The sequence below is a fragment of the Streptomyces sp. NBC_01591 genome, from assembly GCF_035918155.1.
Taxonomy (GTDB): domain Bacteria; phylum Actinomycetota; class Actinomycetes; order Streptomycetales; family Streptomycetaceae; genus Streptomyces.
The window spans coordinates 684,968-710,120 of the sequence record NZ_CP109328.1 but is presented as its reverse complement, the minus strand read 5'-3'; the positions used below and the strand labels follow the sequence as shown (position 1 = coordinate 710,120).

Below are 25,153 nucleotides of genomic sequence, written 5' to 3'. Positions count from 1 at the left end.
TTGACGCGGTCTGTGGCCGTGATGGCGTCGGTGATCCAGGCCGGGCGGGCAGAGAAGCGCGTGTGAGCTTCCGTGCCGCGCACCGTTCGCGGCGCGGAAGTCCGAGATGACCCGAGCGGCAGCCGCACGGGTCCGGGCCGTGCGGACCAGAACATCGTGAGAGCGTGAGCCCCGTAATCACGGCGGCATCGATCCGGCACGGCGCCATGGGCCCTTGCGCGGAGATGTCGTACGTGCTCGGATCTTGTTCATCCGCATCCGGACCATGCACCCCGGACACCTCTCGACTCGACGGCTGATCCCCGCCGGTGCACCCCGCCTCCGAGGAGGGCTCCGATGCCATCTCCCGCTTCCACGAAACGAACTGTCGCGGCGGTGCACGCCGCCCCGGTGTTCATGGACACCGAGGCGACCGTCGGCAAGGTCATCTCGTTCATCGAACAGGCCGGCCGGGAGGGCATCGATCTGCTGGTGTTCCCCGAGACCTTCGTGCCCGGTTACCCCTACTGGATCGAGGCGTACGCCCCGCTGGATCAGCAGGCCGCCAACGCCGCCTACGCCGAGGCGTCCGTCGAGGTGCCCGGCCCGCAGATCGCCCGGGTCCAGGCCGCCTGTGCCCGCACCGGGGTCGGCACGGTCCTCGGTGTCAGCGAACGGCTCGCGGGCACCCGCACGTGTTTCAACAGCCAGGTCTTCATCGAACCCGACGGGACTCTCCTCGGCGTGCATCGCAAGCTCCAGCCCACCTATGCCGAACGGATCGTGTGGGCTCAGGGCGGCGGCGCCACCCTCAGGGTCTTCGACAGCGCGCTGGGCCGGATAGGCGGCCTGGCCTGCTGGGAACACACCATGAACCTGGCCCGGCAGTCCCTGATCACCCAGGGCCAGCAGATCCACGCCGCCGCATGGCCCGGTCTGTCCACCATGACCGGCTTCGAGGCTGTCGCCGACATCCAGATCGACGCCATGATGAAGACCCACGCGCTCACGGCCCAGACATTCGTCGTCTCCGCAGGAAACCCGGTGGACGAGACGTGCCTGCGGTGGATGGAGTCCACCATCGGACCGCAGAAGCACATCACCGCGGGCGGCGGCTGGTCTGCCGTGATCCACCCCTTCAACCAGTACCTCGCCGGCCCGCACACCGGCCTCGAGGAAAAGCTCGTCACCGCCGAAATCGACCTCGCCGACATCAACGCCGTCAAGGTCTGGGTCGACTCCCGCGGCCACTACGCGCGCCCGGAGATCCTCGGCCTACGGGTCGACCGACGCCCGCTCTGGCACGACGAGGGACGCCGCGAGTGGCCTGCCGCCCCGAGCGACAGCACCACCGTCCCAGCGACGGAAACGGACTGCCAGGATTCTCCGAAAACCCTTGGCCAAGGTTGCTGACCGTCCCGGCGTTGGCCGTTACGTACGCGATCCGAGCGCGCGCTCCCGAGGAAACAACCTCGACGATCTCGACCCCGGGGCCGGCGAGGTCCCCGACATCCCGCAGGACGTGGCACCGCCCGCCCAGGCCAAGCCCCGTCGCCGGCGCGGACGCAACACGGTCCTCGACGACCGCGGGAACAGATCGGCCGCAGGTGACTGACACGACCACGAGCATCGGGCTGCGGCCCATCGGCCGCAGCCTCGACCCGCTGGACGGCGAGTCCCTGGTCGGCTTCATCCTGCGCCTCTCCCACCGCCTGCGCGTCGCCCCTGCCGAGCTGGCCCGTTTGACCGGCCTGACCGAACAGGACCGACTCGGCCGAGCCAGAGCCGCCTTGTCCACGTGGCTGACCCCGACACAGGTCAGCCGTTTCGCCATCACGGCCCGGCTGACGCCCGACGAAGTCCGCGCAATGACGCTGGAGCCCGCCGCCGGCGCGTGATGGTGTAGCCCGCGTCGTTGGCCGGCGGCTGGCAGGAGACGCGGCTCAGGTGTTGAGGTCCAGGACGCGCACCGGCTCGCCCTCCCACCGCTTCGGCGCCGTGGTGGCAATGATCGCCCCGTCCGGGCGGTCGGGGGTGGGATGCGCCGCGAACTGGCTGTGGGCCGCCGCCCACGTCTCCTGCCGGGCGAGAGCCAGAGCGGCGGCCAGGTCCAGGGCCAGAACGGTGATGCCCGGCAGCGCGGCCAGGTGCTCGGCCGTGCCGGGCCGCCCCCGGTCGGCCTCGACGAGCGCGCACGCCGGGGCGTAGAGGAACCACCCGTGTTCGGCATGGGCGCGGTGGATGAGACGGCAGGCGAGGACGTTGCCCTGGCCGGCCGCGGTCATCGCCGTGTCGTCCAGGACGATGTGCATGGCATCGCTCACCGGGCCGTCACCCGGGCCAGGCGCCGGTCCAGCTCACTGTCCAGGTCCTCCTCCTCGGAACCGGTGGGGGCGTAGCCGTTCCACGCCTTCAGCGCGGCCCTTGCCTTCTCCACACGCTCGGCCCGCTCGGCCGGAGTGAGCATGGTCTCGGCCAGGCGGGCCAGATACGCGCGCAGCGACAGGCCTTCGGCGGCCGCGATCGCGGCCAGCCGGTCCCTGGCCGCCTCGGGGATACGGACATTGGCATCGGACATCGTCGTGCTCCTTCCCATCCCCCAAGGATACGGGTACGTACCCGTATCCATATCCTGCTGTGTCCGCCCTCCGACCGCTCGGACGGTACGGACCGGAGTGGAAGCAGTGAACGCGCAGGCCATCGAGCATTTGCGGCATGTAGGCCGCGGCTGGGGTGGCTGTCGTCAGGCGCCGGACAGAGTGAAGAGGGCGCCATCGGGGTCGCGGATGAGGAACGCGCTGTCCGGGGTACCGGCCGGTGTGGGAACCGGTGAGGATTCACCTCCGGCCGTGACGGCGGCCGCCGCGGCCTGCTCGCCGTACCTCACCCGGAAGTCGACGTTCCACCGGGGCCGAACTCTTGGGTCCGGGCCGGTTTCGTCGCCTCCGCCGCGCAGGGTGGCGACGGTGCGTCCCCCGGCCTGGACGATGATGTGGTCCTGGGCGTAGTCGACCGTGCAGCCGCCGGGAGGCTGGGCCCAGCCGAAGACCTCCGCGTAGAAGATGGCGGCGTCGAACGCGTCACGGGTCTGGAGGTCCAGCCTCACCGGGGCCCTGCCCCGTCCCACCGGCCAGGTCAGGGCCGGGCCTTCCCAGAATCCGAACACGGCGCCGTCCCGGTCCGCGGCGATCCCGGCACGGCCCTCGCCCAGGACCAGAGGGCCGACGGCGAGCGTGGCGCCGCGCTCACTGATCCGGGCCGCCGTCTCGTCCGCGTCCCCGACGGCGAAGTACGGGGTCCAGACGGCCAGATGGCCACCGCCCGGGCAGCATCCGATCCCGGCAACCGGTTCACCATGGGCCAGAGCCACCGAGAACTCGCTGCCGAGCGGGCTGGGCCTGAACGTCCAGCCCATGACACCGGAGTAGAAGGACTGTGCCGCGCGCAGGTCCCGTGCCATCAGGCTCACCCAGCAGGGCGCACCGGCCACCGGCACGGTTCCTTCAAGGGCTGGCATTCGGTGCTCCTGCGGGTGCGTGATGGATGTCAGGCCGTGCGCGGGTTTCAACGGGTGGGGTTGCGGAGCAGGTCGCGTACCCGGTCGACCAGCCCGGCGCCCGGAGCGAGGAGTCTGTGGGCGGGCGGGGTGTTCGGGAGCGAGGGATGGGGGCGGGTGGGCGCCGTTTCCCTGGCCCGGCGTACCAGCCGGCCGAGTTCGTCCAGCTTCTCGGGCGGGAGGGTGGCTGCGAGTTTCGGGAACAGTTCGTGCTCTTCCTCGCGCACGTGGGAGGCGACCTCGAACTTCAGCTTCGCGATCGTGTCGTTGAACCGCGGGTCATCAACGCTCAGGTCTTCGAGCTCCTTGAGCATGCGCTCGGCTCTGGCGTGATCGGCGAGTTCCTTGTCCGCCAGTGCCGCACCGAGCGGAACGTGCTCGCGGACCACGGGGTAGAGATGCAGTTCCTCGGCGACCGTATGCCGCACCAGTTCCGCGGTCAGCCGGTCCGCGAGCTCCCGCCGCCGAGGGTGGTCGACCGGCTGCAACTCGATCTGCGAGAACAACGCCTCCAGCTCACGGTGATCGGCCGCGAGCTCCGCGATCACATCGCCACCAGGTCCCATCGCGACACAGCACCTCTCCTCGGGTTCATCACCCCTCGGGGAGGTGGCAGCACACAGACAACACACCCCGGGACCCAAAACCCGCGCCACGCGCGCGGGAACCACGCCGTACTCACCTCCCCGGCCCACGTCTCCGTGATGCGATCACCACCGTCCCGCACCAGGATCGGACTACGGGCGGTGGCCCGGCCGCGCCCTGCCCCCCGGTCTCGACCGCGGGGACAGCGAGCCGGGTCGCAGCGTCTCCAGCGCGGCTCCGTACGCCGCTACGATGCGCGCGCTCTCCGCCGCGTCCCTGACCTTGACGCGTACGGTACGCCCTTCGTACTGCGGCGAGAGGGGCGACAGGTCGCGCAGGTAGACGTCGTGCCGGCGGCACTCCCGTACCAGGCGGGCAGCGCTCGGTCCGTCGTACGGCAGGGTGATGTTGAGGAAGTTCGCAACGCCCTCCTCGACCACGGCGGTGTCGGCCACCCGGGCGAGGGCGGCGGCCAGTTGACGGCGCAGGGTGTGGGTGCGGAGCCAGCAGGAGCGGTAGTGCGCGGGGTCCCGCAGGGCGGCCACGGCGGCGAGTTGTGCGGGAAGGCTCACCGCCCAGGGCGGCGTCCACCGGCGCAGCAGTGCCGCGGTGGCGGGTTCGGCCACCAGGAAGGTCGCCCGCATGCCGGACAGCGCGTACATCTTGGACAGCGAGGTGCAGACCACGACCCGCGGGTCCACCGCGGCCAGTGGGGCGAGCGACTCCGCCAGGTCCACGTAGCCGAGGTAGGCCTCGTCGATCCACCAGCGGGTCCCGGCCGGGGCGGCCGCGATCAGGGTGCGCAGTTCGGCGGCGCATGCGTGGCGTCCGGTCGGGTTGTTCGGGTTGACCACGACCACCAGGTCGTAACGACCCGCCCCGACGACAGAGGCCAGTCGGGCGAAGTCGATCCGCCACCCGTCCCTCCGGTGCAACCGGAAGCGGTCCACCCGGCACCCGATCACGCGCTCAGTGACATGGGCGTATTCGCCGTACCCCGGGTCCAGCAGAAGCACCCTGCTCTCCGGGGTCAGCCACCGGTCGAACGCTCTGAAGATCAGGTCCGACGAGCCGGCCCCGGCCACGAGCGTCTCCACCGGCAGCGCCCGGGCCTTCGCGAGTTCCGACAGCAGGCCCTCGGCGCCGGTGGGAGGCGAGGTTCTGGCGGACCAGGCCGGGTCTTCCGTGAGCGCCGCACCTACCCCGGGAGCGGGCGGGAACCAGGCGTCCAGCACGTCGGCAGCGACGACCTCGTGGCGCCGGTGCAAGGTGCGAAAGTCCGTTCCAATAGCGGTGAAGGAGGCGCCGCCGTGTTCACAGCCGTCCGGCCCGGGCGCCCATTCCATGTCCAACTGCCAGTCAGCCACGGAGCCGAACCGCTCCAGGACGGTGCGATACCGGGTGGTGGCAACCTGCGTCAGCCCGGCCACCTCGCCCGTCAGTACCTCGAAGGTCACCGCACCGCTGCGGACGGTGCGTCCGACGGGCCGCAGGCCGACCGCCAGGTACATGTCGAGCAGTTCGGTGCGGCCCATCGCCACCACCGTGCGGCCTCCCCGGGAGGAGATCCAGCGCAGGGCCGCGTACATCAGAAGTGGTGCCACCGCGGTGCTGCGCCAGCACGGCTCCACGGTGAGGATGCGTACCTCGAAGAGTCCCCCCTCGGACAACAGCGGCAGTTCGTCGCGGGTCAGGTACTTGTCCAGGCCGTAGTGGCCCAGCCACGGCGGGGTCAGGCTGACGAAGCCGATGCGGACCGGCCCCCGGGCCGCGACGAGGTAGACGTTGTCGCCGTCCAGTGCGTCGTACAACCGTCGGTCCGGTTGCGGCGTGTGCTGACCGAGCTCCTGGGCGTACACGCGGTGCCTCAACTCGTGGATCCAGACCAGGTCCTCGGGAGTGGCAGCTCGTATGTGCAGGTCGCGACTCATGCATGTCTCTTTCGGCAAAGGGGGGGTCCCCTTGGGGGTACGGAGGCCGACTGGCCCGGGCACTCTGCCCCTGAGGAACAGCTGTGGCGAACAGGGCGACGACTGGACGCCGGGCCCGCCACGAGCGGGGGAGGAGAAGGCCGGAACGCGCCTCGCCGGAGGTGGGCATTCGCCGTTTCCTCACCGAAGGTTCGCACCATGAGCACATCTTTGGGGGGTGCCCTGCGGCCGCACATGAGTACGCGTACTTGAGTACGTGAGTAGTTGTCGTGGTGGTGCGGCAACAGGTGGGAACTTGCTTTCCGTCGCTCCCCGGCATCGCGGACACGATCGGATCCCTGCCTGCCGGGAATCCCTTGACCATCACGGGTGTTGGGCACTCCCGTCGAGGTCCTGACCGGGACCGTTGCCACCAGCATCGATCCGGTCGGCGACAAGACCCGCCACGTTGCCGCTTCCCCGGCCGGCAGCCCTGCAGACGCCCGGAGCACTCCCCTCCGGACCGTTCGTCAGGCCGGGGTGCCTCGGCTCGCCCAACTTCGGCTGGACCATCGACGCGCTCCAGCCCGGCTTCAGCGACTCCCGCACCTACAGCGACAACGGCCGCTATCAGCTGTTCATCAACTGGAGCGACGCCACGGCACGTGGCAGCAGATCGAGGGCGCCGACCTCGGCGGCCGGCAAACGGTCCTGCTGGACGACACCGCCCGCAGTGGCACAAGTCTCCTGCGCAGTGCCCGCCTGCTGCGGATGGGCGACGCCCGGGTCGGCACGGCCGTGTGCGTCCTGGACCGGGACGCGGGCGCCGCCACCCTGCTCGCCGACCACCACATGGTCCTGCGCGCCCTGGTCCGGGACCTGGACGGTGCCCGGTGACCGGGCCCCGCAGAGCGGCGCTGTTCGACCTGGACGGAGTGCTGCTGGACAGTGCCGCCGCAGTGCGCTCCACCCTCGCGGCGGTCGCCACCTGTGCTCTCGGCCGCCGGGTGATGCCGGATGCCCTTCCTCCTGCTGCCCTGCGCCGCCCCCGCGAGCACACCGACGGCTTCCACAACTCCCGGCGCATCCAGAAACGACTCGGCTGCCTCAGCCCGGTCGAGTTCGAGGAGAAGCACTACGCCGACCAGGCAACGGCCGAACGAACGAACCTGAAAGTCCGTCAACCCGCCCTGACCAGCTGATCAGCACCTCCCACACACCGGGGGAACCTCACCCTGGCGCTCCACTCAGTCCGGAGTGGGGCATTCGTTGTCCAGGTGGGCCATGGCGTAGCCGTGTTCGTGGGGATGACGGGCCAGGCGCTGTGCGCTGACCAGCCTGCTCGCTCCGGAGGATGCGCGTAGCTGAGTCACCGGTCTGGGCCAAACGCGCGAACCGGGCCCCGTGGCCGCGTCGTCCATAAGGCCGGAGGCGTTCTTCAGGGCATGAAGCTGGCAATCGCGGAATCCACGGTCACGATCAAGACGCTGTCGGTGAACGGCAAGCGGATGTCCAAGGGGATATACAACCAGTTGCCCCGGCGCAGTCTGCTGGCCGACGGCGACTGCGCGGTGGAGGGCAGGGGCACGTGGTGGACCAGAAGTGCTGCCACAGCGCCCAGCACAATCCGGCCCACGATCGACGTTGACATCCCATGAAGCAGAACGTCGATGCAATACCGGGAAGGCATTGTCGGAACTGCGGCGGCAGGGAACCTGAATGACGGGCGGCGCCACAGGCGGCGCGCCAATAATCTGAACTCGAGGGGATCAATCATGGAGCTCAAGGGAAACCTCATTCGACTCGCCGGTGCGGGCGCGGCGATCGCATTCGGCTCGACGCTGCTGGTCGGCGCCGCGACCTCGGCGCAGGCAGCGCCGGTGAACTACCAGGTGATCAACGGCAACAGCAGCAACTCCTGCCTCCAGGTGAACATCTCGGGAGGCAAGGGAAACCTCGTCCTCGGCAACTGTGACCGCAGCGCGAAGCAGGTGTGGCAGATCAGCGGCGGCATCTTCAGGAACCCGGCATCAGGCCACTGCCTCGACGGAAACGGCGCGGATGTCTACACATTCCCGTGCAACGGTGGCAAGTTTCAGAAGTGGACGACCACGTCCGGCAGTCCGAAGTCCATCAGGCACACCCAGAGCGGCAAGTACTTGGACGCAAACGGAAAGGTCGGGGCCCAGGTCGTCTTCCAGTCCACCATCGGGGCGGCGTCCCGCTGGGTGATCGACCCGGTGTGATGAGTCGGCTGACCCCGTGAGTGCGGCGGGCCGTCCCCTCTGGCGGCCCGCCGTCCCGGAAGACACCGGTCACCTGCGCTCCTACCTCGGGGCGTACACCGGAACGTTCCGCACCGGCGACACCGTGCACGTGGCCTGGAAGCTCGTCCATCTCCACAACGGTGACCACACCGGCTTCGGCGTCGAACTCACTCCGTGGAACACCGGCACCTCCTACCTGGCCAACCTCACCGGATAGACCCGCCCCGGGCGGAAACTAGCAAGTCGGCACACCGCCCCTGTCAGGCGGACGTTGCACAGTCCGACTCTCACCAGCGGATCCCCAGCTCGTCAAGAGCGGCAATCTGCTGCGGTGTGAGTCGCCCCTGATGGCGGCGGCCGCGCTGCACGCTGAGCCAGGCATCGAGTCGGCGGCCGTTGACGACGGTGTGGGCGGGTGGGCTGAGGTGGCCGTGAATGGCGTGGTATTGGCGGGCGTCGGCGAGCCGGTTCTGTCACGCGCGTTCGGTCCGTACTCAGCCATGCCGTGGCCGGGTGTCCAGTCGATACCGAGATCGTCCAGGGCCGAGACATGGTCCGGGGCGAGGGTGCCGCGCCGGTGGGCGGAGCGCTGTCGGGACAGCCATACGGTCAGGTCGGTGCCGTCGATGATGGTGCCGGTCGGGGGCCCGCAGGTGGCCGTGCTCGCTGTGGTAGCGGCGGGCGGCCCGTAGGGTGCCGAAGGACCGGACCAGCGCGACCGCGTCGCGCTTGAACTCCTCCGTATACCGCCTACTGCGGTTGCTCTTGCTTCCCACCTGGCACTACTTCCTCTGGAACCTCACGTCCCAGTCTCCAGGTGTCCAACATCAAGGGGGAGCTTCAGTGTTCCACTCCCTCAATTTTATGTACAGGTGTCCATAGAACATGGACAGGTGTCCATTGAGCTCGGGAGTGTCCAGGGCCCGGAGACAACCCACGTCACCGCCTCCGCCTGCGCTGCGGCAGACGCGGATCAGGGGCAACCCCCGTCTGCCACCAGCTGTCGCCGACCACACAGACCGGCCCTGCATAGACCTGACTCACCGTCAAGCCCTGAGGAACTTCTGAAGTCGACCACCGAGCACGGCGAGGACTCCCTCCAGAGCCTCGACCAGACTGCGCAGATCGATGCCGTGGACGCCGTCGAGGTAGTACGACAGCAGGCCGGCCAGGCGCGCACTGCCAGAGACTCCGGTCGCACAACCTTGGATGACGCCAACCACCGGCCATCAACCTTCGGCGGCACACGACACCCCCCAACCGATAATTCGAACGTCTGCCCTAATAAGTGAGTGACGCCATTCCGCTTCCCTGACGACCTGATCGCCATCAGGTGCCGACAGATCCGCATCTACAACCGGCTCGCTCTGCGCCCCGCCGTCGGGGCGACCGAACTGCGACGGGAGCTGATCCGGCTGTCCTGCCTCATCAGCTCCCACCCGTACTGGGCGGAGCACGGCTGGAGCATGGCGGGCCGGATCGAGCTGTCCCGGGCGGCCCAGAGCGGGCCGGACGGAGAACGGGAACTGGTCGTGCGCTGGACCGGCGAGAAGTTCGTCGTCACCGAACCCAAGCCGCGACCCTAACCAGACAACGACGGCCAGTTGACTGCACCAACTCGGTGATCGGCTCGACTTGGCGGTGGTACGTCAGGAACATCTGGGCATGTCGTTGTCGCATGAGTTATCCCCTGTACATCGAGATCTGATGGACGGCCGTGTACGGCTGTCGAGGATCGGGGCTGTTGCTGCCGGTACGTCGATGTCGTTGCCGTGGCTGCTGGTGGATGGTGCGGGACGTGAGGTCGAGCCGGTCAGCAGCTACCTCCGGGACCGTCTACTGGGGGACGTGAGTCCGCTGACATGCCGGAGTTACGCGAGGCCGAGGCGGTCGCGATGGTCGGCTGGCTGCGGTCGGCCCGCAACCCGCGACGGCACGGACGGCGCGAAGGCGGGTACCCGCCGGGGGCGGTGTTTGACTCATGGAGGGTTAGTTCGGAGAAGTCCGTCCTAACAGCCCCTGAGTGAGGCATCTCGCCCCATGCCTGCATCAAACACCCTTCAGAACACGATCAAGTGCCGCCCGGCCTGCAGGTCCCCAGTTCGGCTTGCCGCCGGGAAGGCCCCGATCTCCGTTCTGCCCCATGAGCATCAGGAAGAGGCTCTTCATAGCGGCCAGCCCGCGGGCGCGCCGGATCGCCGCCTCGTCTGCACGCGCGTACATGTCGAAGAACCGTGAGGCCGTGCCCGCGGGTAGCAGCACCCATGCGGCGGCGAGGTCCCACGCCGGATCGCCGGCGAACATGCAACCGAAGTCGACGATGCCCGAGAGCGTTCCGTCCGAGACGACGACGTTCGCGGGATGGAGGTCGCCGTGTACCCACACCGGCGGGCCCTCCCACGCGTGGGCCGCAACGGCGTCGTCCCAGACGGCCCGGACGTCGGCAGCGATGTCCTCGGGGGCAACGGCCTGGAAGAAGTTCTCGAAGCCGTCCGTGCAGTTCCTGGGATGGGCACCGCGGTCCGTAGTGATCGGCGCCTCGGCGGGCGCCTCCACATGGAGCGCTTGGAGGAAGCCCGCCAGCGTGTCGGCCGCGTGGGCGCCGCGGTTGATCGAGCCGTGGTCCAGCGGCTCGCCGGGAACCCACGTCATCACGGTCCAGTGCTTGGGGAAGCGCTCGGACGGTTCGCCGAGCCGCACCGGGGTCGGCACCGGGAGAGGCAGGCGCGGGGCCAGCACGGGTAGCCACCGCCGCTCGTTGAGCTGGAGCTCCGGGGTGGGGTCCATGCGCTGCATGCGCACGGCCAACTCGTCCCCGAGGCGCCACATCTGGTTGCCCCAGCCGCCCGCCACCTCGCGGATGGCCAGCCCTGCAAGGTCTGGATGTTGCTCCTGCAACAGGTCGCGGACCAGGTCTGCGGTGATCTCGATCTCGGTGTCGGTCATGCGAAGTCACAGTACTCAGGCGGCAGGCGGAGCGGCTCTCGCTCTCCGGAACATCTCGCTGTGAGTCCTCTGGCATCACCAATTCGGTTTCAGAGAGCTGCAGATCAGAGGCTTTGGGACGGAACGACCCCAAAGTTCGGAGAAGCCTGCATCCGTTGTCCGATGCTGAGCATCAACCCGAAGATGCCCCTCTGGACGAGCTGGAGGAGACCCTCCTCGCCCGCCGCGAGCGCGCTGTCGCCGAGGACTGGCGGGGTGAGATCGACGGACTCGATCTCACCCTCACCTTCCTGCGCAGCAAGCGCGAGCAGGCCCGCCGTTTCCAGCGAAGTGGCCCGGTCTCGCTCGGGCTTCCCGTCGTCCCACATCAGAAGTCCCAGCTCACAGAAGGGTGAGGGGAGCGCAGACGCCAGCAGTGCAGGCTGCGTGATCACATTGGACAATCGCTGCCAACCAGGAGGCACAGAATGCTGTTGCGCAATGTGGTGCTTGATGATGTCGACGCTTACATCCGGATGCGATGCGATCCCGACATGATGAAAGACCTCGGGGGTCCGCTGCCGCGAGAAGGCATGGATGAGAAGGTGCAGCGCGATGTCCGCCGGGCTGCCGAGGACACCGCCTGGACCAAAATGATCACCCCGAAGCGGCTGCCCCCACGGCCGTCGCCGGAACTGTGACGCTGTGGTCCCACGAAGCCGACGACCATCACATCTCCGAGATCGGTTGGATGGTCCTGCCCGCCTGCCAAGGCCAGGGCTACGGCAAGCGAGCCGTGCGGACACTGCTTGAGATGGCCAGGGAGGACGGCCGCTGGGGACTCATTCACGCCTTCCCCGCAACCAGCAACCTGCCTTCCAATGGCATCTGCCGCGCTGTCGGCTTCACGTTCGTTGAAGAACAGAGCCTGGAGTTCGCCGGTCGAGTTCTGCTCACCAATCACTGGATCATCGACCCACGCACTGATTTGACCTGACCATCACCGAGCCGTTGGTGCAGAGAAGGTCTTCCCGTCCAGCGCTGTGCGGGTCTCCTCGGCGACCCGGGCGAGGTCGACAACACCGTCGGGGACGCCTGGGAACGGGGCGGCACGAGGAGCAGCCGGATGTCAATCAGGAGTGCGCCGTCGAGGACGAGTGCGGCCACGGGTGGCTACCCGATCCAGGCAATGTCCAGGACGGACAGGTGCCGGGTGAGGCGATTGACCACCTGGACGACGGACAGCTGCCCGACGGATGCGGCACGGACGTCTTCCCCGTCAGGTTGCCGGCGTTCCACTGGGGCCAGCCCCCCGGGGACCGCACCGCGATGTCCAGGACGTCGCGGACCGTTTCCTTTGCGTGCTCGGGGAGCTCGGTGAGCGTTTTCACGGCCTGCTGAGACAGGCGCACCCCCACGGCCTATCGGTCACCGGCGGGCACCGAGAATGTCGTCCAGGTCCACGAAGCCGGACTCGTCACGGCCGGAGTCCATGTAGGCATCGACGGCCGGGGCCGCGGCGACGCGCAGCTGCCAGGTACGCACGACGTCGTGCAACGGGGTGAGGCTGTAGGTGTGGCGGGAGTCTTCCAGTGCTTTGGCCCAGTCCCGCTCGAGGGCCGGCACCCAGGCGTCGGCGCGGCGGTCAGCGCGCAGTTGGGCGGCGGCGGCCGGGGCTGGCGGGGTGGAGGCTTCCTCGGGCTGCGCGCTCATCGGCTGCTCCTCCTGGCGAGTGGTACCGCTACCGTACGCGCGGTACGCGGCGGCAGACACGGACATGGAAGAACCGGCTCTACGAGAACCGTTCACCGATTCGCAAAGGCTGCTGCGCCGTGCGACAAGCCGACAACCGGTCACTGCACCACACCGCTGCATTTGCAGTACCCGCCCGCTGCACGAGCAGCGCCCGTGTGCTGCCTGGGCGCCGGCCTGGCAGTGTCAACGCTCTCCGGCATCACCAGGCATCACCGCCGTCCTCTTCACTGCACCGTGCAGCAGACACAGGAGCGCCCCGGGCCCGTGTCCGGGGCGCTGCTGCTTGCGGCTCAGGCACCCGGCCGCCAGCAGATGCCGGTCAGGCGACTGGCGCGAACATGGCGCGATGCTCGTGAACGAAGGCGTCGAGTGTCCGGGCGGGGCGGCCTAGGACGGTCTCCACGGTGTCGTTCGGGGACTCCGGACGCGCGATGGCCAGTTGCTGGATCTCCACGACATGGCTTGCGAGCCAGTCCGGCATGTGCGCGGTTCGGACGAGATGGCCGTGGAAATCGTCCGGTGGCAGGTCGATGCAGCGGACGGGCCGACCCGTCAGCTCACCGAGAAGATGAGCGAGTTCCGGATGGCTGAAGGCCTGCGGGCCGGTCAGCGCGTACGTGGCCCCGTCAAGGCCGGGGCGGAGGAGGGTCGCCGCGGCGACGTCGGCAATGTCCCGGACGTCGATGTAGTTGCAGGGCACGTCGCGCATCGCCCCGATGAGCACGCCCTGGGATACCGCCGGAGCGTTCAGGAGCAGCTTCTGCATGAACGCATACGGCCGAAGCAGCGTGGCCACCATGCCGGTTGCCGCAAGGTGTGCCTCAACCCGCCAGTGCCCGCGCGAGACGGCGACCGGTGAGTCGGGCTCGGCTGCTGGGGCAGAGAGTTTGACGACGTGCCGTACCCCGCACGCGGCTGCGGCGTCTATCGCGTTGATCTCCAGCGCGACTTGACGCGGGCTGTTGGCCATGGCGAGGAACAGTTGTGTGGAGCCGTCGAACGCGGTGCGGAGCGCGCGGGGATCCGCGGCGTCCGCACCGACGACCTCGACCGGCGTTTCCACACCAATCGCGGCGCACAGTTTGTCCGGAGTACGGCTGACGGCACGGCAGGGGATGTTCAGTTCGATCAGGCGCCGGAGCAGCGCGCCGCCGGTGGCGCCGGTCGCGCCCATGATGGTGATCACAGTGTGCCTTTCGTGGTTTTGGTGGGTCCAGGCAAACGGGTGGAAGTCGGCCGGGTCACTTCTGCTGCCGGGGTGCCATGCCGCGCCATCGCCAGGTGACGATCGTGGTCGCCAGGGCGGCCGACAACGGCAGGTCGATCCGCAGCCGCTCCAGCCACCCGGCATCGGGCACCGACGTGTGTGACGGCAACCAGCCGGACGCGAACCACCCGGCCAGGCCCGCGATTCCGGCAGCGGCAGTGCCGAGTCCGATGGTGATCACCGGACGCGGCACCGACGTCGTCCACCGGCGCGGCCGGCCCCGGCGGTGCAGCCACCCGCCGACGATGAAGGCCACCACGGCCGACGTGGCCCCGATGGAGGTGAAGGCGGCCATCGTCAGTTCGGGCTGCCCGCTGAGGACTCCGCCAAGCCCGGCTGTGAGCGCGGGGGCCAGGTAAGAGACTGCAACTTCCTTCCAGAGCGTGAACGGGCGTGCAGCGAATCCGCGCTTGGCGGCCTTGTCGCGGGTAAGGCTCACGTGCACTCCTCAAAAAAATTATTAGGGACCTAACTATTTGGGCAGAGAGGGACTGCCACCCAGACAAGGCGGCCACTTCTCGTGCGGTGCGGGACGCTACTCGGCGGTCAGCGCACCGATCCCTTGCGTAATGCGTTCCAGCAGGTCCAGGAACAGCCCGCGTTCACTGGCGGTCAGTCCGCCGACCAGCGCCTGGAGGCGCGCGAAGTGGTCAGCGGCCATATCACGCAGTCGCTGGGCACCGTGCGCCGTAAGCACGACCACTGCGCCCCGCCCATCCTCCGTGGACGCGCGGCGGATCACGAGGCCCTCGCGCTCAAGCCCATCCACCAGGCCGGTCACCGTGGCGCGCGAGACACCAAGGCTCTTCGCGAGCCGCGACGGCGACTTCTCTCCGTCGCCGTCCTCGAGGTCCACCAGGAGGCGGTAGCGCCCGGTCGACAGCCCAAAACGAGAGAAGTGCACTTCGGACGCACGATCCAGCCGCACCCCGGCAGCCATCAGGCGCACCGCCACAAGCACCGCCTGCGGGTCGGCATCAAGCCCATACCGCGCGATCTGGCGCCGCGCCTGATCAAGCGTGGGCACAGCGCCGGGGTTCGCATCCTCGTCACTCATAAAACTAATATGGCAGCTAACTACATGCCGGTCAAGCCACGTGAAGCCGCCACGGCGGGCGCCCCACCGAATCCACGCGGGCTACCACCACGGCGGGCCACATGCCCGTCAGCCGCGGGGATGTCCTGGCTCTCGACAGCGACGTGCTGTGGGCTGTCGATCTCAACCACGGTGGTGCCGCCCTGCTGATCGGGCTGCTGCTCGGTCACGACCAGCCGATGGTCTACATCACCGGCCTGACCATGCACCGTGCCTCGGCCTCCTACCGGGGCGAGGGCAAGACAGACGCCAAGGACGCCTTCGTCATCGCCGACCGGCTCGCCGGCTACGGCCGGCCTGGCACCGGCCCCACGCGACTCCGGCCGCGTCAGCGGCAACCTGCGCCGACCACGCCGGTTCCACCGCGGCCTGCTCAGCGCCTTCTACCTCTCCTCGCTGTCGAGCCTGAAGAGCTGCCCGGCAACGAAGGCGTACTACCAACGCAAACGGCCTGATGGTCATGTGCGTGCTTTCCCTGGAGAGGTACTGGGGTTCTGGCGTTCCGGTCACGCCGATGACGCCAATTGCCGGTGGACCTGCACAGCCCGGCTTCAGTACCGCATTGAGGGTTTCTACGGATGCCCGCGCGGGACGGCGCGTGTGCAGCTCCCTCCAGAGCCGCCGAGAGCGCTCCCGGCCACCTGCCTGCCGCCGCAACCCCCGGACGGCCTCGGCTTGCAGCGGGGCCGGTAGCCTGCGGTTCGCGTCTTTGCTGCTCGCACCCCTGCTGGTGCGGGTGACCCCGACGGGCGGGCCACACCGGTCCGTTCCCTGATCACAGACAAGGCGAACGTCATGGCACACAACAAGAACGGCGACACCCCCCTGCCCATCGATATGGCCGCGATCCGGCGGACCGTTGAGGTGATGCGGGTCGAACGGGCCGCCACGTTCGAGGCCGACGACAGCGGCTGGCTTGCCGATCTCGTGGAGTGGGACCTCGACAGCCAGGTTCGCGCGAGCACAGGTCAGACCGTACTTCCGCCGGTCGGCCACCCTCCCTCGATAGCCGGGCCACTGCCTGCAGGAACATTCGCGGCCATCAGCGCTGCGGCATCGCGAGCGCTGAGGCGGGTACCGAGGACCCGTGACGGTGTCTGCGGTGACGACGGCGTGACCACCACGCTCCACAACCCATCTCCAGTCGGAATCACGCGTGGAACCTCCTCGTGGAACGGGTCCGCGGTACTGCTGAGCAGGCTGAACTGGCCGTGCGACGGCCACGGGAAGAACACGCGCAGGGCCGGCTGCGCATACAGGGCCTCGGCCAGTTCGGCGTTGCCCAGCCTGATCACCGGCGAGCGTTCCAGAGTCAGCCGCCAAGCGGTCGACACCACCCTTCCAGGCGGTGCCGCGTCCAGCGGGGTCGCCGCGAGCAACGTCCACTCGCGTCGCAATTGAGCGATGGACGCGCCATCACGCCAGGCATGCAGAATCGCGGCAACCACCGCGAGGTCATCGGTGCTGCCGAAAGCACCCCACCGCCAGCCGGAGGGCCCGGAGATCTCGATACGGAACTCGCGTTCGTCGATGTTGGTCGCATAGACAGTGAACCGTGCCTCCCCACGCGCGCAGCATGCGACGACCGCGGGATCGAACCCCTCAACGGGATCCATCGGCTCGCCACCACCCCCGCGCCGAGCCGCCTCGAGGCCCAACGCCTCTCCCAGGCCGCCTGGCAGAGCCAACTCCGGATAGAGCTCGCTCGACACATCAGTGGAACGTTCGTTCATGCACACACCGTAGGCCGTGGGAGTTCAGGAGCCGTGTGATCCGCAGCAATACGTGCCTCACGTACCTGACACTCAGGATGGCCCTTGAGCTGCGCAGACCCTTGACAACTCTAGACCCGTACTTCGCGGGTCGTTGATTCGTATGGTGTGACCGGTCCGGGGGTGTCCCGGGCCGGTGGTGTGGCGTTGGGTGGGGTGTGTCGAAGTCTTCCCGGTCCCCGCGGCCACGGTCCCAGCGTCAGCGCTTTGAAGTAGCGGTGACCTCCGTGGTGGAGAAACGTCTGGGCGCTCTGCCTGTCGTTTCCGAGTTCACTCGCCGGCTGGATCTGTCCGGGATTGTCGATGAGGTGTGTCCGGGCGGTGCGAGCGCGCTGGTGACGCACGGGCAGGTGATCGAGGCGCTGGTGGCCAATCGGCTGACCGCGCCCGCACCGTTGGTGCGGGTCGGGGACTGGGCCCGCACCTGGGCGGTGGAGGAGGTCTTCGTCCGGGGCGAGCTGGACTCCGAACGCACACCTTCGCACTGGCCGGATTATGTGATCGTCGACGGGGAGCTCGTCATCGGCGGCGCGCTCGGCTGGCGGGAGGGCGACGGCTGACGGCGTGACGGGAGGAGATGCCTGTGACAGTCGGCCTCGCCTGCCTCGTCCACGTCGGGCCGGTTGTCAGTGCAGGACACTACCCTGCTCCGCATGGCAGTTGACCCCGTTGACCCCGTTGACCCGATGAAGAGCGATCCCGATCGTCGGGGCGCGGAAGGCGGCCGGGAGCTGCCGACCGCCACCCGGGGTGTCGGGCAGATCCTCACCGATCTGAATCACCACGACGGCGGTCCCGACGCGTTCTGGCGGCTGCTGGAGCGCGGCACCAAGGTGCGCAGCGATCATGGCTCAGCCCGGCCCCTGACGGGCGATCAGGAGCTGTGGGAGCCGCTGCTCCACCATGGCGACCTCGTCGTCACCGGCCATCTGTATGTGCCGACGGCGATCGTGGTCACCGGCTCGCTCACCGTCGGCGGCTGCCTGTCCGACCGCGAGGACGGCTCCCGGATCGTCGTCGGCGGGAACCTAACGGCGCGCGCGGTGTTCAGCGCCGGCGACCTGCTGGTCCGGGGCGATCTCGGAGCGGACATCGTCTCCTGCGTCTGCCTCGACCCCCGTACGACCGCCACGGGCACCGTCCGGGCGCGGCTGGTCCTGGAGGAGGACCCGGGGGATCGCGGGGCTGCCACGGTGGACGCCGGTATCCACCTCGACTACGACACCTACCGCCTGGGATGGGACGACCGGGAGGGCCTGCGGGAGCAGCTGCGCGCGCTGCTGGTGGACGAGGTCTTCACCAAGGACGACGACAGCGACGGTGATGACGAGTTGCGCCTGGACCGGTACGAGCTGTTCGACCGGCTGCTGGCGGGGGAACCGGTGTTCCACGACGACGTCCGCTGACCGGCCCGCCGCCCCGTGGGCACGGCTACGCACGGTCGTAGACGACCGTACGGACGTCCCGGGCGCACAGCGCATCGGTGACGAGGGGTTCCACGCGGTCCCAGGTGCCGCCGGCCAGGCCGCAGCCGATGCGGGGCATGTGTACCGAGGCGTGCAGTCGTCTAGGCCCGGACTTCGCGCGGGTCACCGTTTCAGGTCGGTGGCCAGCGGGTCTGTCCGATGTCGGTGTCGAGGAGATCGAGGAGGTGGAGTTGAACACCACGGGTGATCTGGACGGTGGGTGGGTCGGTGATATGGCCGATCCGCAGGGTGAGTTCGCCGAGGTGATAGAAGATCATACGGCCGGTGGGGCGGACGCGGCGGTTGTCGGGATAGAGCCCGGTCATGGTCTGTTCCGGTCCCAGGGCCCGTCTGACCTGCCGCTCGATCAGGCAGAACACCAGCAGGGCCAGGCAGATGACCTGGATCAGGGCGGCGACGCGCCGGTTGTGCTGCACGAAGACCGGTGCGACCGCGAGCGGCCCCTTGAAGTCGTGGTAGCGGCGCTCGACCGCGCCCTGCCCCTTGTAGTGGATCAGGACCTGGCCCGGATCGGCCTGCTCGGCGGGCAGGGTGGTCAGCAGCGCGTACCAGCCGTCGACGGCGGCCTCGGCCTGAAGGACGCCGTCATCGAAGTGCCACTCCAGAGCGGGAACGCCGCTGTCGTCCTCGGTGACGTGATAGCGCAGGCAGGAGGTGACCCGGCGCTTGGAGGTGATCACACCGACGCGGGCGATGATCTTCTCGGCACTCTTGTAGTGCCGTCCGCCGGCCGATCCGGCGAGCTTGTTCAGTTCCTCAGTGGCCTTGGCCAGGCGCTTGTCCCTCGCGGCCTGCTGACCCGCGGCGTTCGCGGTGGAGTGGACCAGGATTCGCCGCACGGTGAGCACGGGATCACTCTTCCGCGGCCCTCTCAAGGTGTGGGTGTCCTCCAGCACCCGGTAGCTCTCCCGTTGCTCGGCCGGCTTGTCCGCGTCCCGGTCGGGCACCCAGTCCACGATGCTCGCCTGCTCGAGGTCGAGGGCGGCATAGACCTCGCCCCTGACCTGCGCGGCCGGTGCCGGAGCGACGAACTGCACTCCGGCGGCCAGCAGAGCGGTGACGTTGGCGTAGGACACCAGCTTGGAGTCGGCGACCATCAGGAAGTCGCAGGGCCCGGCCATCGTGCGCAGATCCTTCATCGCGCCGACGATCTGGGAGACCTCAGCCGCCGGGCCGTCGAAGACCCGGGCATGGAGCGGGATGCTGCCATCGGCCGCCACCGCGAGTCCGGCCTGGACTTGCTTCAGGTCCGTGCGCCGGTCCTTGGGATGCCCGTAGCCGATGACGGGGAAGCCCTCGTCCTGACCCTCGGCCGGGTAGGCGCCGTGCACGGACATGCTGGTCATGTCCCAGTGCAGGCGGGACACATCGATGCCGAACTCGCCGATCGCCCGCGCCCCGACGGTCCCGGCGATGTGCTCCAGATGTGGGGCGATCGCGTCCAGGGCCCGGGCAAGCCGGTCGTCGTTGAGCAGGCCGGCCTCGATCCCGAAGACCTCCTCCACCGCCCAGGTGCGGGCCCAGTCCCCGACCCGCACCAACGGTGCGGGCGCGGTCAGCCGATTGGCCACCAGCGCCTCGATCACCTGCCCGTGCGTCACCAGCGCGCTCGCACCGCCCGGACACACCTCATCGACAATCCCGGACAGATCCAGCCGGCGAGTGAACTCGGAAACGACAGGCAGAGCGCCCAGACGTTTCTCCACCACGGAGGTCACCGCTACTTCAAAGCGCTGACGCTGGGACCGTGGCCGCGGGGACCGGGAAGACTTCGACACACCCCACCCAACGCCACACCACCGGCCCGGGACACCCCCGGACCGGTCACACCATACGAATCAACGACCCGCGAAGTACGGGTCTAGATAAGCAGGAACCTCACGTCCCAGTCTCCAGGTGTCCAACATCAAGGGGAAGCTTCAATGGGCAGCTTCACCGAAGAGCAAGACGGCTGAGTCAGCTGTCCCGCCCGTCAGCACGATTCCGTGAAAGCCATGTCAGTTGAGAACACCGAGGGCCAGCGTTCTCAATCAGCATGGCACCCCATCAGGTCAACGGCTCGCCATCTGACAGATGCACTGCGACAGGACAGCTCCGTCGAGTGACCCTCGGCCGCTCTGGGCGTCCTTGCGCACCGCGGGTGCATGATACGGCGGGGTCGCTGACAGCTGGGTCCGCAGCGGCACTCGTGGGACACCTCCCCGGAGCCTGCCGACAACCCACCTCATGGCAGCCGAGAGTCTCAACAGCAGCGAGTTCCCCGGCCGTCAACGCTGGCCCGGTCGGGGCGCAGCCCCGCGTCGGCAGCTCACGATCCCGACCGGGCCAGCAACAGCGGGCAGCGGGTCAGACTGCCGCCGTGCGGAGGCAGGCAGTGCTGCGCGTTGAGGCTGGCGACGGCGCGGGGGTGTCTTTCCCAGACCCAGGCGGAAGGGCGCCGCTCGGACACGACGGCGGTCCAGTTGCCAGCCACGAGGTCGAAGAGCTGGGCGACAGCTACCCTCCATGCAACTGAATCAGCCCACTGACCAGGCCGCCCCCTTCAGTCATATGCCGTTGCCGCGGGAGTTTTGCCCGATACCCATCCTGTGGCGATTGCCATCAGCGCCGACAAGACTGCCATCGTCTGGAACCTGACCACCGGAGGGCAACTCCATACTCTGGAAGGCCACCGCAGCTTTGTGAACGCCGTAGGCGCAGCGTCCGGCGCACTGCTTCCGTGGCGGCGGGACTGGCGAGCCCCGAGCCCGCTCGGTCGGCTGCTGTCAGGTGTACGTGTACGGGACGGGGGAGGAGGCCGTGGCGCCGGTGGAGGTTTGAACGGCCACGGCCACGGGCCCGGGGGTGGACGTCGGCGGTGTTACCGCCTGAACCTTGATGGCGGACATGACCTTGAACGAGAGGACCGGGACGCCGCCGAAGGTGATGGTGGTGACCTGGGACAGGAATGTGCCGTTGATGTTCACGATACGGCTTCCGGTCCGCGGCCCCGAGGCCGGGCTGATGCTGGTGATCGTGGGGTCGCCGACGTAGGTGAAGGCGAGGCTGTTGGAGACGCCTCCTGCGTTGACCGTGTAGACGGGGACGGTGCGGGCGAGGGCCGACGGTGGGACGGTGACGGTGAGCTCGGTGTCCGACCGGACGGTGGCGGCCGCCTGGACGGTGCCGAACCGTACGTACTTGACACCGATGAACCTGAGTCCGGTGAGGGTGACGACGTTTCCCCCGTTCGCCGATCCGGAAGAGGACGAGATCTGGTTCACGACGGGCAGCCGACGGTAGTAGAAGTGACCGATGATGGCTGTTCCGCCGCTGGCAGTCACGGTCACCGGTACGGCAGATCGGATGGCGGAAGGGGTGACGACGGTCAGCGTGGTGTCACTCACCACGGTGAAGTTCCTGGCCGGCCGGATACCGAAGCGCACGGCGGTGGTCCCGAGGAAGCCCCTGCCTTTGATGGTCACAGTCGTTCCGCCGCCACGGGGGCCGCTGCTCGGGGAGATGCTGGCCGGCCTTCTCAGGACGCCGACCGTGTTGTCGCCGTGGTCGACGACATAGAGGTAACCCCCGTCCGGTGTGGTCGCCACCTCGTGGGGCTCGACGAATCCCGGGATCGTTTCGGTGACGCTGTTGCTACTCGGGTTGATCACCGTCAGCGAGTCCGCGCCGGTCATCGACACGTAGACGAGCGTCCCGTCAGGGGAGGCGGTCAGATAGACCGGGCTGCTCGCAACGGTGACCGTGTCGGTGACGGTGTTGGTGGCCGTACTGATGACGCTCACCGTGTTGGCACCGGAGTTCGCCACGTACACGTTAGCCCCGTCGGGGGTGACGGCCACGCCTAGGGGCACGTTGAGCCCGGTCACGGTGGCCACGACGGTGTTGCTGACCGTGTTGATCACGCTCACGGTGCCGTCGGCGGAGTTGCTGACGTAGGCGCGCAGACCGTCGGGACGGATGGTGATCGCCTGGGGGCTGTTCCCCACGGTGATGGTGCCGGTGACAGTGTTGGTGGCCGTGCTGACGACGCTCACCGTGTTGGCACCGGAGTTCGCGACATAGAGGCGGGCTCCGTCGGGGGTGACGGCCAGCCCGCGCGGCGCGGTGAGGCCGCTGACGGTACCGACGAGGGTGTCGGTGGCCGTGCTGACAATGCCGACGGTCCCCGAGCCGGGGCTGGTCACATAGACGTACCGGCCGTCGGGGGCGACCGCCGCGGCCCACGGGCCGAGCCCCACCCCGATGGTGGTGACGACGGCGCCGGCGGCGGTGTCGATCACGCTCAGCGTGTCGTTACCCGAGTTGGTCACATAGGAGCGCAGTCCGTCGGGCCGCATGGCGATGGAGTGGGGTGCCGGTCCCACCGGGATAGTGTCGGCGTCGGCCACCAAGGACAGGGCGGCGGACGAGGAACTCCCGAGCTCCTGGACTGCCGGCGGGGCTTTGCTGACGGACATGCTGGCTCCTTTCGACCGGACTCCCGAATTCGGTGAGTGTCAGAGCGAGTTGAGGATTTCATGCCCTGAGATTCAATAGCCTGGCGCTCGCGATTTCAGGAGTGGATTCCACGTGTCCCCGGATTGTTCCATCTGCCGCGACTCGATGTAAGTGGTCAACCGGAGCACGCGGGCGCTCATTTGGTCGCCAGGAAGCAATTCATATCATAATATTCACCACTCAGTGCATCATATGAGCCCTGCTCCATCCATGGAACGTCTGCTTCAATTTCTAATACAAAGGGTGCCCTGCACGAGAATCCATCTTCATTGAAATGGCGCCGAGGCCCAATAGGCCCATTCTTGCTCCCTCATGCGGGGCGGCCTTCCCGGAGAAGAAAGCACCCAGCGCGAAAGAGAAGCCTCATGGTCACTTTGAACCCGCACCAGGGACCCACCTCAGGTGGTAACCAGGTCGTCATCACCGGAACGAACTTCACGGGCGCCACCAGCGTGAAGTTCGGAACCAAGTCGGCCAGTTTCGCGGTCGACAGCGCCACCCAGATCACCGCTGTCGCACCATCGAACAACGCCGCGGTCCAGGTCATCGTCACCACGCCGGCCGGAACGTCAGCCCCGGCCTGGTACTACTACATCTCGTTCCCGTCCAAATCGAGCCTCAGTGAGACCATGGGACCGCTCGACGGCATCCCGATCACCCTCACCGGTTCGAGTCTGACGACCGCCACGTCGATGTCCTTCGGCTCCAACTCCGTCGTTCCCACGGTCGTGAACGACACCACACTGAACGTCACGGTGCCGCCCGTGACCACTCCGCAGACCGTCGGAGTCAGCGTCACGACGATTGGCGGTACCACCAACGGGCTCACCTTCACCTATGTAGGCGCTCCGACGGTGACCAGCATGACCCCCACCACCGGACCCGACTACGGCGGCACGGCCTCCACCATCATCGGCACCAACCTGAGCGATGTCGTGGACGTGTCGTACGGCCCCGACTCGACCTCCTACAACGTCATCGACGACACCACCATCGTCGCCTACTCCCCGGGCGGCACGGGCACGGTCCCCGTCACCGTCACCAGCACGGGGGGCAGCGACTCCTCGCAGACGTTCACGTACACCGTCAGCCCCGGCTGAACCCGGTCAGGGCAGCGACCTCTCGAACAGGGTGTTGCCGGCGCACGTCCGGTCGAAGATCGAGCGGCGGAAGGGCGCATCGCGCCCGCCGACGAACAGGAGCCCGCCAGCCCCCTTCGCGGCGAACCAGTCCAGATGCCGCCGCACGTCTACGTGAACCGCCCCGGGTTCGGTAGAGATCTCAGATTGTGTTTTTGACCTGGGGTTTCGCGGTGGCCGTCCGACCCGACGACGGCGTCCGCCTCGACGGACTGCGAGTCGATCACGCCGGCCGTCGGTGCCGCGTCGCGGACCGCGCCTTCTGCAAGGGTGCGTTCGCCACCGACCTGGACATCATCCGCACGTCCCAATCCGCCTCCTGGCGCGGGCTCACCAGTCCTCACATCAAGGCTCGCGCACCTGGGCCGGGCGGACTCGCTTGCTGAATGCGGGCGATGAAGGGCAGCGCCAGGACGAGTAAGACGGCATGGAGATACCAGTGATGTCGGTCCTCAAAGGGCCGACATCAAGCTGTGTCAGCCGACCGTTGCGGCCCTGTGCTCCCCAGGCCCTCGTCAACGTCACTAACCTCCAGGTCGAGCGCTTGACTCGTGACCGACCTTCTGTCTCATGAGACATGCTGAGCGCGAAGAACACTTCCTCGCGGACCATAACGAGCGGCCTGGTAACGAGCGGTGAGCACATGTCCGGCGGCGCAGCCGACACGGTCGGCGGTCGGCGGTCGGCGGTCGGCTGGGCAACTCGTCCCACGTCCTCGGCATCGGCTTTGATGAAGTGACCGCCGCGTACACGCCGAAGCTGCGGTCCGCCGACTTCGACGAGCTCAACCAGGCTCCGCCCTTGAGCCGCATGCAGTCGTGTGCCGCCTGACCGTGAGGATGCTGCGCTGCGCCCGCGACCTCCCGAGCACGCCATGCCGAACAGCACGTCCAGGAGCAGCTCGGGTTACAGGACGGT

Annotated in this window: 28 protein-coding genes and 5 pseudogenes; 15 read left to right on the top strand and 18 right to left on the bottom strand. The window is 68.2% G+C overall.

The window, feature by feature from the left end; genetic code table 11:
• Positions 1–336 precede the first annotated feature (336 nt).
• Genes OG978_RS44425 through OG978_RS44415 form a run of 3 tightly spaced genes read left to right on the top strand, consistent with a single transcriptional unit; the run spans position 337 to position 1,877 of the window.
• Complete coding sequence (locus OG978_RS44425) at positions 337–1,392, top strand: carbon-nitrogen hydrolase family protein (protein ID WP_326770754.1); 1,056 nt, start codon at positions 337–339, stop codon at positions 1,390–1,392.
• Positions 1,376–1,594, top strand: coding sequence for a hypothetical protein (locus tag OG978_RS44420; RefSeq protein WP_326770753.1), 219 nt, complete (start codon positions 1,376–1,378; stop codon positions 1,592–1,594). Before OG978_RS44425 ends, OG978_RS44420 begins: the two co-directional genes overlap by 17 nt.
• Entirely contained in the window at positions 1,587–1,877 is a 291-nt protein-coding gene (locus OG978_RS44415; protein ID WP_326770752.1) for a TniQ family protein, read from the top strand. The genes OG978_RS44420 and OG978_RS44415 overlap by 8 nt, the downstream gene beginning before the upstream one ends.
• 45 nt (positions 1,878–1,922) lie before the next feature.
• Here the strand turns inward: OG978_RS44415 and OG978_RS44410 are convergent, their stop codons facing one another.
• The 5 genes from OG978_RS44410 to OG978_RS44390 form a co-directional block, all read right to left on the bottom strand.
• Entirely contained in the window at positions 1,923–2,291 is a 369-nt protein-coding gene (locus OG978_RS44410; protein ID WP_442817910.1) for a hypothetical protein, read from the bottom strand.
• An 8-nt stretch (positions 2,292–2,299) separates the two neighbouring features.
• Positions 2,300–2,557: a hypothetical protein gene (locus OG978_RS44405; RefSeq protein ID WP_326770750.1), complete on the bottom strand. Its 258-nt coding sequence runs from the start codon at positions 2,555–2,557 to the stop codon at positions 2,300–2,302.
• Positions 2,558–2,722: 165 nt separating this feature from the next.
• A complete protein-coding gene (locus OG978_RS44400) occupies positions 2,723–3,496 on the bottom strand; it encodes a VOC family protein (protein WP_326770749.1) in 774 nt (257 codons plus the stop codon).
• 47 nt (positions 3,497–3,543) lie between these two features.
• Positions 3,544–4,101, bottom strand: coding sequence for a hemerythrin domain-containing protein (locus tag OG978_RS44395; RefSeq protein ID WP_326770748.1), 558 nt, complete (start codon positions 4,099–4,101; stop codon positions 3,544–3,546).
• A 171-nt stretch (positions 4,102–4,272) separates the two neighbouring features.
• A complete protein-coding gene (locus tag OG978_RS44390; protein WP_326770747.1) occupies positions 4,273–6,051 on the bottom strand; it encodes a histidinol-phosphate transaminase in 1,779 nt (592 codons plus the stop codon).
• Positions 6,052–6,423: 372 nt separating this feature from the next.
• Here OG978_RS44390 and OG978_RS44385 point away from each other — a divergent pair, with 372 nt between their 5' ends.
• Positions 6,424–6,927: a hypothetical protein gene (locus OG978_RS44385; protein ID WP_326770746.1), complete on the top strand. Its 504-nt coding sequence runs from the start codon at positions 6,424–6,426 to the stop codon at positions 6,925–6,927.
• Complete coding sequence (locus OG978_RS44380) at positions 6,924–7,232, top strand: hypothetical protein (protein ID WP_326770745.1); 309 nt, start codon at positions 6,924–6,926, stop codon at positions 7,230–7,232. Before OG978_RS44385 ends, OG978_RS44380 begins: the two co-directional genes overlap by 4 nt.
• A 236-nt stretch (positions 7,233–7,468) precedes the next feature.
• Here OG978_RS44380 and OG978_RS44375 read toward each other — a convergent pair whose 3' ends face one another.
• Positions 7,469–7,681 (bottom strand): hypothetical protein, encoded by a 213-nt coding sequence (locus OG978_RS44375; protein WP_326770744.1) that lies wholly within the window; start codon positions 7,679–7,681, stop codon positions 7,469–7,471.
• A 124-nt stretch (positions 7,682–7,805) separates the two neighbouring features.
• On the opposite strand from OG978_RS44375, the gene OG978_RS44370 reads away from it, so the two are divergent.
• The gene (locus tag OG978_RS44370; protein ID WP_326770743.1) at positions 7,806–8,276 is read left to right on the top strand and encodes an RICIN domain-containing protein; all 471 of its coding nucleotides are present in this window, start codon (positions 7,806–7,808) and stop codon (positions 8,274–8,276) included.
• Between the two features lie 16 nt (positions 8,277–8,292).
• Entirely contained in the window at positions 8,293–8,514 is a 222-nt protein-coding gene (locus tag OG978_RS44365) for a hypothetical protein (RefSeq protein WP_326770742.1), read from the top strand.
• A 70-nt stretch (positions 8,515–8,584) separates the two neighbouring features.
• Here the strand turns inward: OG978_RS44365 and OG978_RS48670 are convergent.
• Together OG978_RS48670 and OG978_RS44360 are read right to left on the bottom strand one after the other, a co-directional pair.
• A pseudogene (locus OG978_RS48670) lies at positions 8,585–8,758 on the bottom strand (helicase associated domain-containing protein); the annotation flags it as partial.
• Between the two features lie 585 nt (positions 8,759–9,343).
• Positions 9,344–9,520, bottom strand: a complete 177-nt coding sequence (locus tag OG978_RS44360) for a hypothetical protein (RefSeq protein ID WP_326770741.1) — start codon at positions 9,518–9,520, stop codon at positions 9,344–9,346.
• 69 nt (positions 9,521–9,589) lie between these two features.
• Between OG978_RS44360 and OG978_RS44355 the strand changes: the two genes are divergently transcribed.
• Positions 9,590–9,883, top strand: coding sequence for a hypothetical protein (locus OG978_RS44355; RefSeq protein WP_326770740.1), 294 nt, complete (start codon positions 9,590–9,592; stop codon positions 9,881–9,883).
• A gap of 463 nt (positions 9,884–10,346) precedes the next feature.
• Here the strand turns inward: OG978_RS44355 and OG978_RS44350 are convergent, their stop codons facing one another.
• Positions 10,347–11,243, bottom strand: a complete 897-nt coding sequence (locus tag OG978_RS44350; RefSeq protein ID WP_326770739.1) for an aminoglycoside phosphotransferase family protein — start codon at positions 11,241–11,243, stop codon at positions 10,347–10,349.
• A gap of 155 nt (positions 11,244–11,398) precedes the next feature.
• On the opposite strand from OG978_RS44350, the gene OG978_RS44345 reads away from it, so the two are divergent.
• Positions 11,399–11,638, top strand: a complete 240-nt coding sequence (locus tag OG978_RS44345) for a hypothetical protein (protein WP_326770738.1) — start codon at positions 11,399–11,401, stop codon at positions 11,636–11,638.
• A 72-nt stretch (positions 11,639–11,710) separates the two neighbouring features.
• Positions 11,711–12,219, top strand: a pseudogene (locus tag OG978_RS44340) (GNAT family N-acetyltransferase).
• A gap of 431 nt (positions 12,220–12,650) precedes the next feature.
• Here the strand turns inward: OG978_RS44340 and OG978_RS44335 are convergent.
• The 4 genes from OG978_RS44335 to OG978_RS44320 form a co-directional block, all read right to left on the bottom strand.
• Complete coding sequence (locus OG978_RS44335) at positions 12,651–12,935, bottom strand: DUF6247 family protein (RefSeq protein ID WP_326770737.1); 285 nt, start codon at positions 12,933–12,935, stop codon at positions 12,651–12,653.
• A gap of 361 nt (positions 12,936–13,296) precedes the next feature.
• The gene (locus OG978_RS44330) at positions 13,297–14,163 is read right to left on the bottom strand and encodes an NmrA family NAD(P)-binding protein (RefSeq protein WP_326770736.1); all 867 of its coding nucleotides are present in this window, start codon (positions 14,161–14,163) and stop codon (positions 13,297–13,299) included.
• Positions 14,164–14,218: 55 nt separating this feature from the next.
• Positions 14,219–14,683 (bottom strand): hypothetical protein, encoded by a 465-nt coding sequence (locus tag OG978_RS44325; RefSeq protein ID WP_326770735.1) that lies wholly within the window; start codon positions 14,681–14,683, stop codon positions 14,219–14,221.
• A 96-nt stretch (positions 14,684–14,779) separates the two neighbouring features.
• On the bottom strand, positions 14,780–15,301 hold the full coding sequence (locus tag OG978_RS44320; protein ID WP_326770734.1) for a MarR family winged helix-turn-helix transcriptional regulator: 522 nt from the start codon (positions 15,299–15,301) through the stop codon (positions 14,780–14,782).
• Positions 15,302–15,420: 119 nt separating this feature from the next.
• Between OG978_RS44320 and OG978_RS48665 the strand changes: the two are divergent.
• Both OG978_RS48665 and OG978_RS48660 read left to right on the top strand, forming a co-directional pair.
• A pseudogene (locus OG978_RS48665) lies at positions 15,421–15,621 on the top strand (IS110 family transposase); the annotation flags it as partial.
• Positions 15,598–15,799: pseudogene (locus OG978_RS48660) on the top strand (transposase); the annotation flags it as partial. The pseudogenes OG978_RS48665 and OG978_RS48660, both read left to right, overlap by 24 nt.
• Positions 15,800–16,308: 509 nt before the next feature.
• On the opposite strand, the gene OG978_RS44310 reads toward OG978_RS48660, so the two are convergent.
• Positions 16,309–17,073, bottom strand: a complete 765-nt coding sequence (locus tag OG978_RS44310; RefSeq protein ID WP_326770733.1) for a DUF6193 family natural product biosynthesis protein — start codon at positions 17,071–17,073, stop codon at positions 16,309–16,311.
• Positions 17,074–17,339: 266 nt separating this feature from the next.
• Here OG978_RS44310 and OG978_RS44305 point away from each other — a divergent pair, with 266 nt between their 5' ends.
• Both OG978_RS44305 and OG978_RS44300 read left to right on the top strand, forming a co-directional pair.
• Positions 17,340–17,672 (top strand): DUF4277 domain-containing protein, encoded by a 333-nt coding sequence (locus tag OG978_RS44305; RefSeq protein WP_326770732.1) that lies wholly within the window; start codon positions 17,340–17,342, stop codon positions 17,670–17,672.
• Between the two features lie 93 nt (positions 17,673–17,765).
• Positions 17,766–18,518 carry a hypothetical protein gene (locus OG978_RS44300; RefSeq protein ID WP_326770731.1) on the top strand — a complete coding sequence of 251 codons (753 nt, stop codon included), beginning with the start codon at positions 17,766–17,768 and terminating at the stop codon, positions 18,516–18,518.
• A 25-nt stretch (positions 18,519–18,543) separates the two neighbouring features.
• On the opposite strand, the pseudogene OG978_RS44295 reads toward OG978_RS44300, so the two are convergent.
• The 3 genes and pseudogenes from OG978_RS44295 to OG978_RS44285 form a co-directional block, all read right to left on the bottom strand.
• Positions 18,544–18,675, bottom strand: a pseudogene (locus OG978_RS44295) (Appr-1-p processing protein); the annotation flags it as partial.
• Positions 18,676–18,709: 34 nt separating this feature from the next.
• On the bottom strand, positions 18,710–20,308 hold the full coding sequence (locus OG978_RS44290; RefSeq protein ID WP_326770730.1) for an IS1634 family transposase: 1,599 nt from the start codon (positions 20,306–20,308) through the stop codon (positions 18,710–18,712).
• Positions 20,309–21,364: 1,056 nt separating this feature from the next.
• Complete coding sequence (locus OG978_RS44285; protein WP_326770729.1) at positions 21,365–23,056, bottom strand: IPT/TIG domain-containing protein; 1,692 nt, start codon at positions 23,054–23,056, stop codon at positions 21,365–21,367.
• A 405-nt stretch (positions 23,057–23,461) separates the two neighbouring features.
• Here OG978_RS44285 and OG978_RS44280 point away from each other — a divergent pair, with 405 nt between their 5' ends.
• The gene (locus OG978_RS44280) at positions 23,462–24,196 is read left to right on the top strand and encodes an IPT/TIG domain-containing protein (protein WP_326770728.1); all 735 of its coding nucleotides are present in this window, start codon (positions 23,462–23,464) and stop codon (positions 24,194–24,196) included.
• A 6-nt stretch (positions 24,197–24,202) separates the two neighbouring features.
• Here the strand turns inward: OG978_RS44280 and OG978_RS44275 are convergent, their stop codons facing one another.
• Complete coding sequence (locus tag OG978_RS44275) at positions 24,203–24,343, bottom strand: hypothetical protein (protein WP_326770727.1); 141 nt, start codon at positions 24,341–24,343, stop codon at positions 24,203–24,205.
• Positions 24,344–25,153: the final 810 nt, after the last annotated feature.

Bases quoted from the DNA above. Each gene is read 5' to 3' on its own strand.
- OG978_RS44425 (WP_326770754.1), top strand. From the start codon at position 337: ATGCCATCTCCCGCTTCCACGAAACGAACTGTCGCGGCGGTGCACGCC.
- OG978_RS44410 (WP_442817910.1), bottom strand. From the start codon at position 2,291: ATGCACATCGTCCTGGACGACACGGCGATGACCGCGGCCGGCCAGGGC.
- OG978_RS44405 (WP_326770750.1), bottom strand. From the start codon at position 2,557: ATGTCCGATGCCAATGTCCGTATCCCCGAGGCGGCCAGGGACCGGCTG.
- OG978_RS44400 (WP_326770749.1), bottom strand. From the start codon at position 3,496: ATGCCAGCCCTTGAAGGAACCGTGCCGGTGGCCGGTGCGCCCTGCTGG.
- OG978_RS44395 (WP_326770748.1), bottom strand. From the start codon at position 4,101: ATGGGACCTGGTGGCGATGTGATCGCGGAGCTCGCGGCCGATCACCGT.
- OG978_RS44390 (WP_326770747.1), bottom strand. From the start codon at position 6,051: ATGAGTCGCGACCTGCACATACGAGCTGCCACTCCCGAGGACCTGGTC.
- OG978_RS44375 (WP_326770744.1), bottom strand. From the start codon at position 7,681: ATGTCAACGTCGATCGTGGGCCGGATTGTGCTGGGCGCTGTGGCAGCA.
- OG978_RS44370 (WP_326770743.1), top strand. From the start codon at position 7,806: ATGGAGCTCAAGGGAAACCTCATTCGACTCGCCGGTGCGGGCGCGGCG.
- OG978_RS44350 (WP_326770739.1), bottom strand. From the start codon at position 11,243: ATGACCGACACCGAGATCGAGATCACCGCAGACCTGGTCCGCGACCTG.
- OG978_RS44335 (WP_326770737.1), bottom strand. From the start codon at position 12,935: ATGAGCGCGCAGCCCGAGGAAGCCTCCACCCCGCCAGCCCCGGCCGCC.
- OG978_RS44320 (WP_326770734.1), bottom strand. From the start codon at position 15,301: ATGAGTGACGAGGATGCGAACCCCGGCGCTGTGCCCACGCTTGATCAG.
- OG978_RS44310 (WP_326770733.1), bottom strand. From the start codon at position 17,073: ATGAACGAACGTTCCACTGATGTGTCGAGCGAGCTCTATCCGGAGTTG.
- OG978_RS44300 (WP_326770731.1), top strand. From the start codon at position 17,766: ATGGCAGTTGACCCCGTTGACCCCGTTGACCCGATGAAGAGCGATCCC.
- OG978_RS44285 (WP_326770729.1), bottom strand. From the start codon at position 23,056: ATGTCCGTCAGCAAAGCCCCGCCGGCAGTCCAGGAGCTCGGGAGTTCC.
- OG978_RS44280 (WP_326770728.1), top strand. From the start codon at position 23,462: ATGGTCACTTTGAACCCGCACCAGGGACCCACCTCAGGTGGTAACCAG.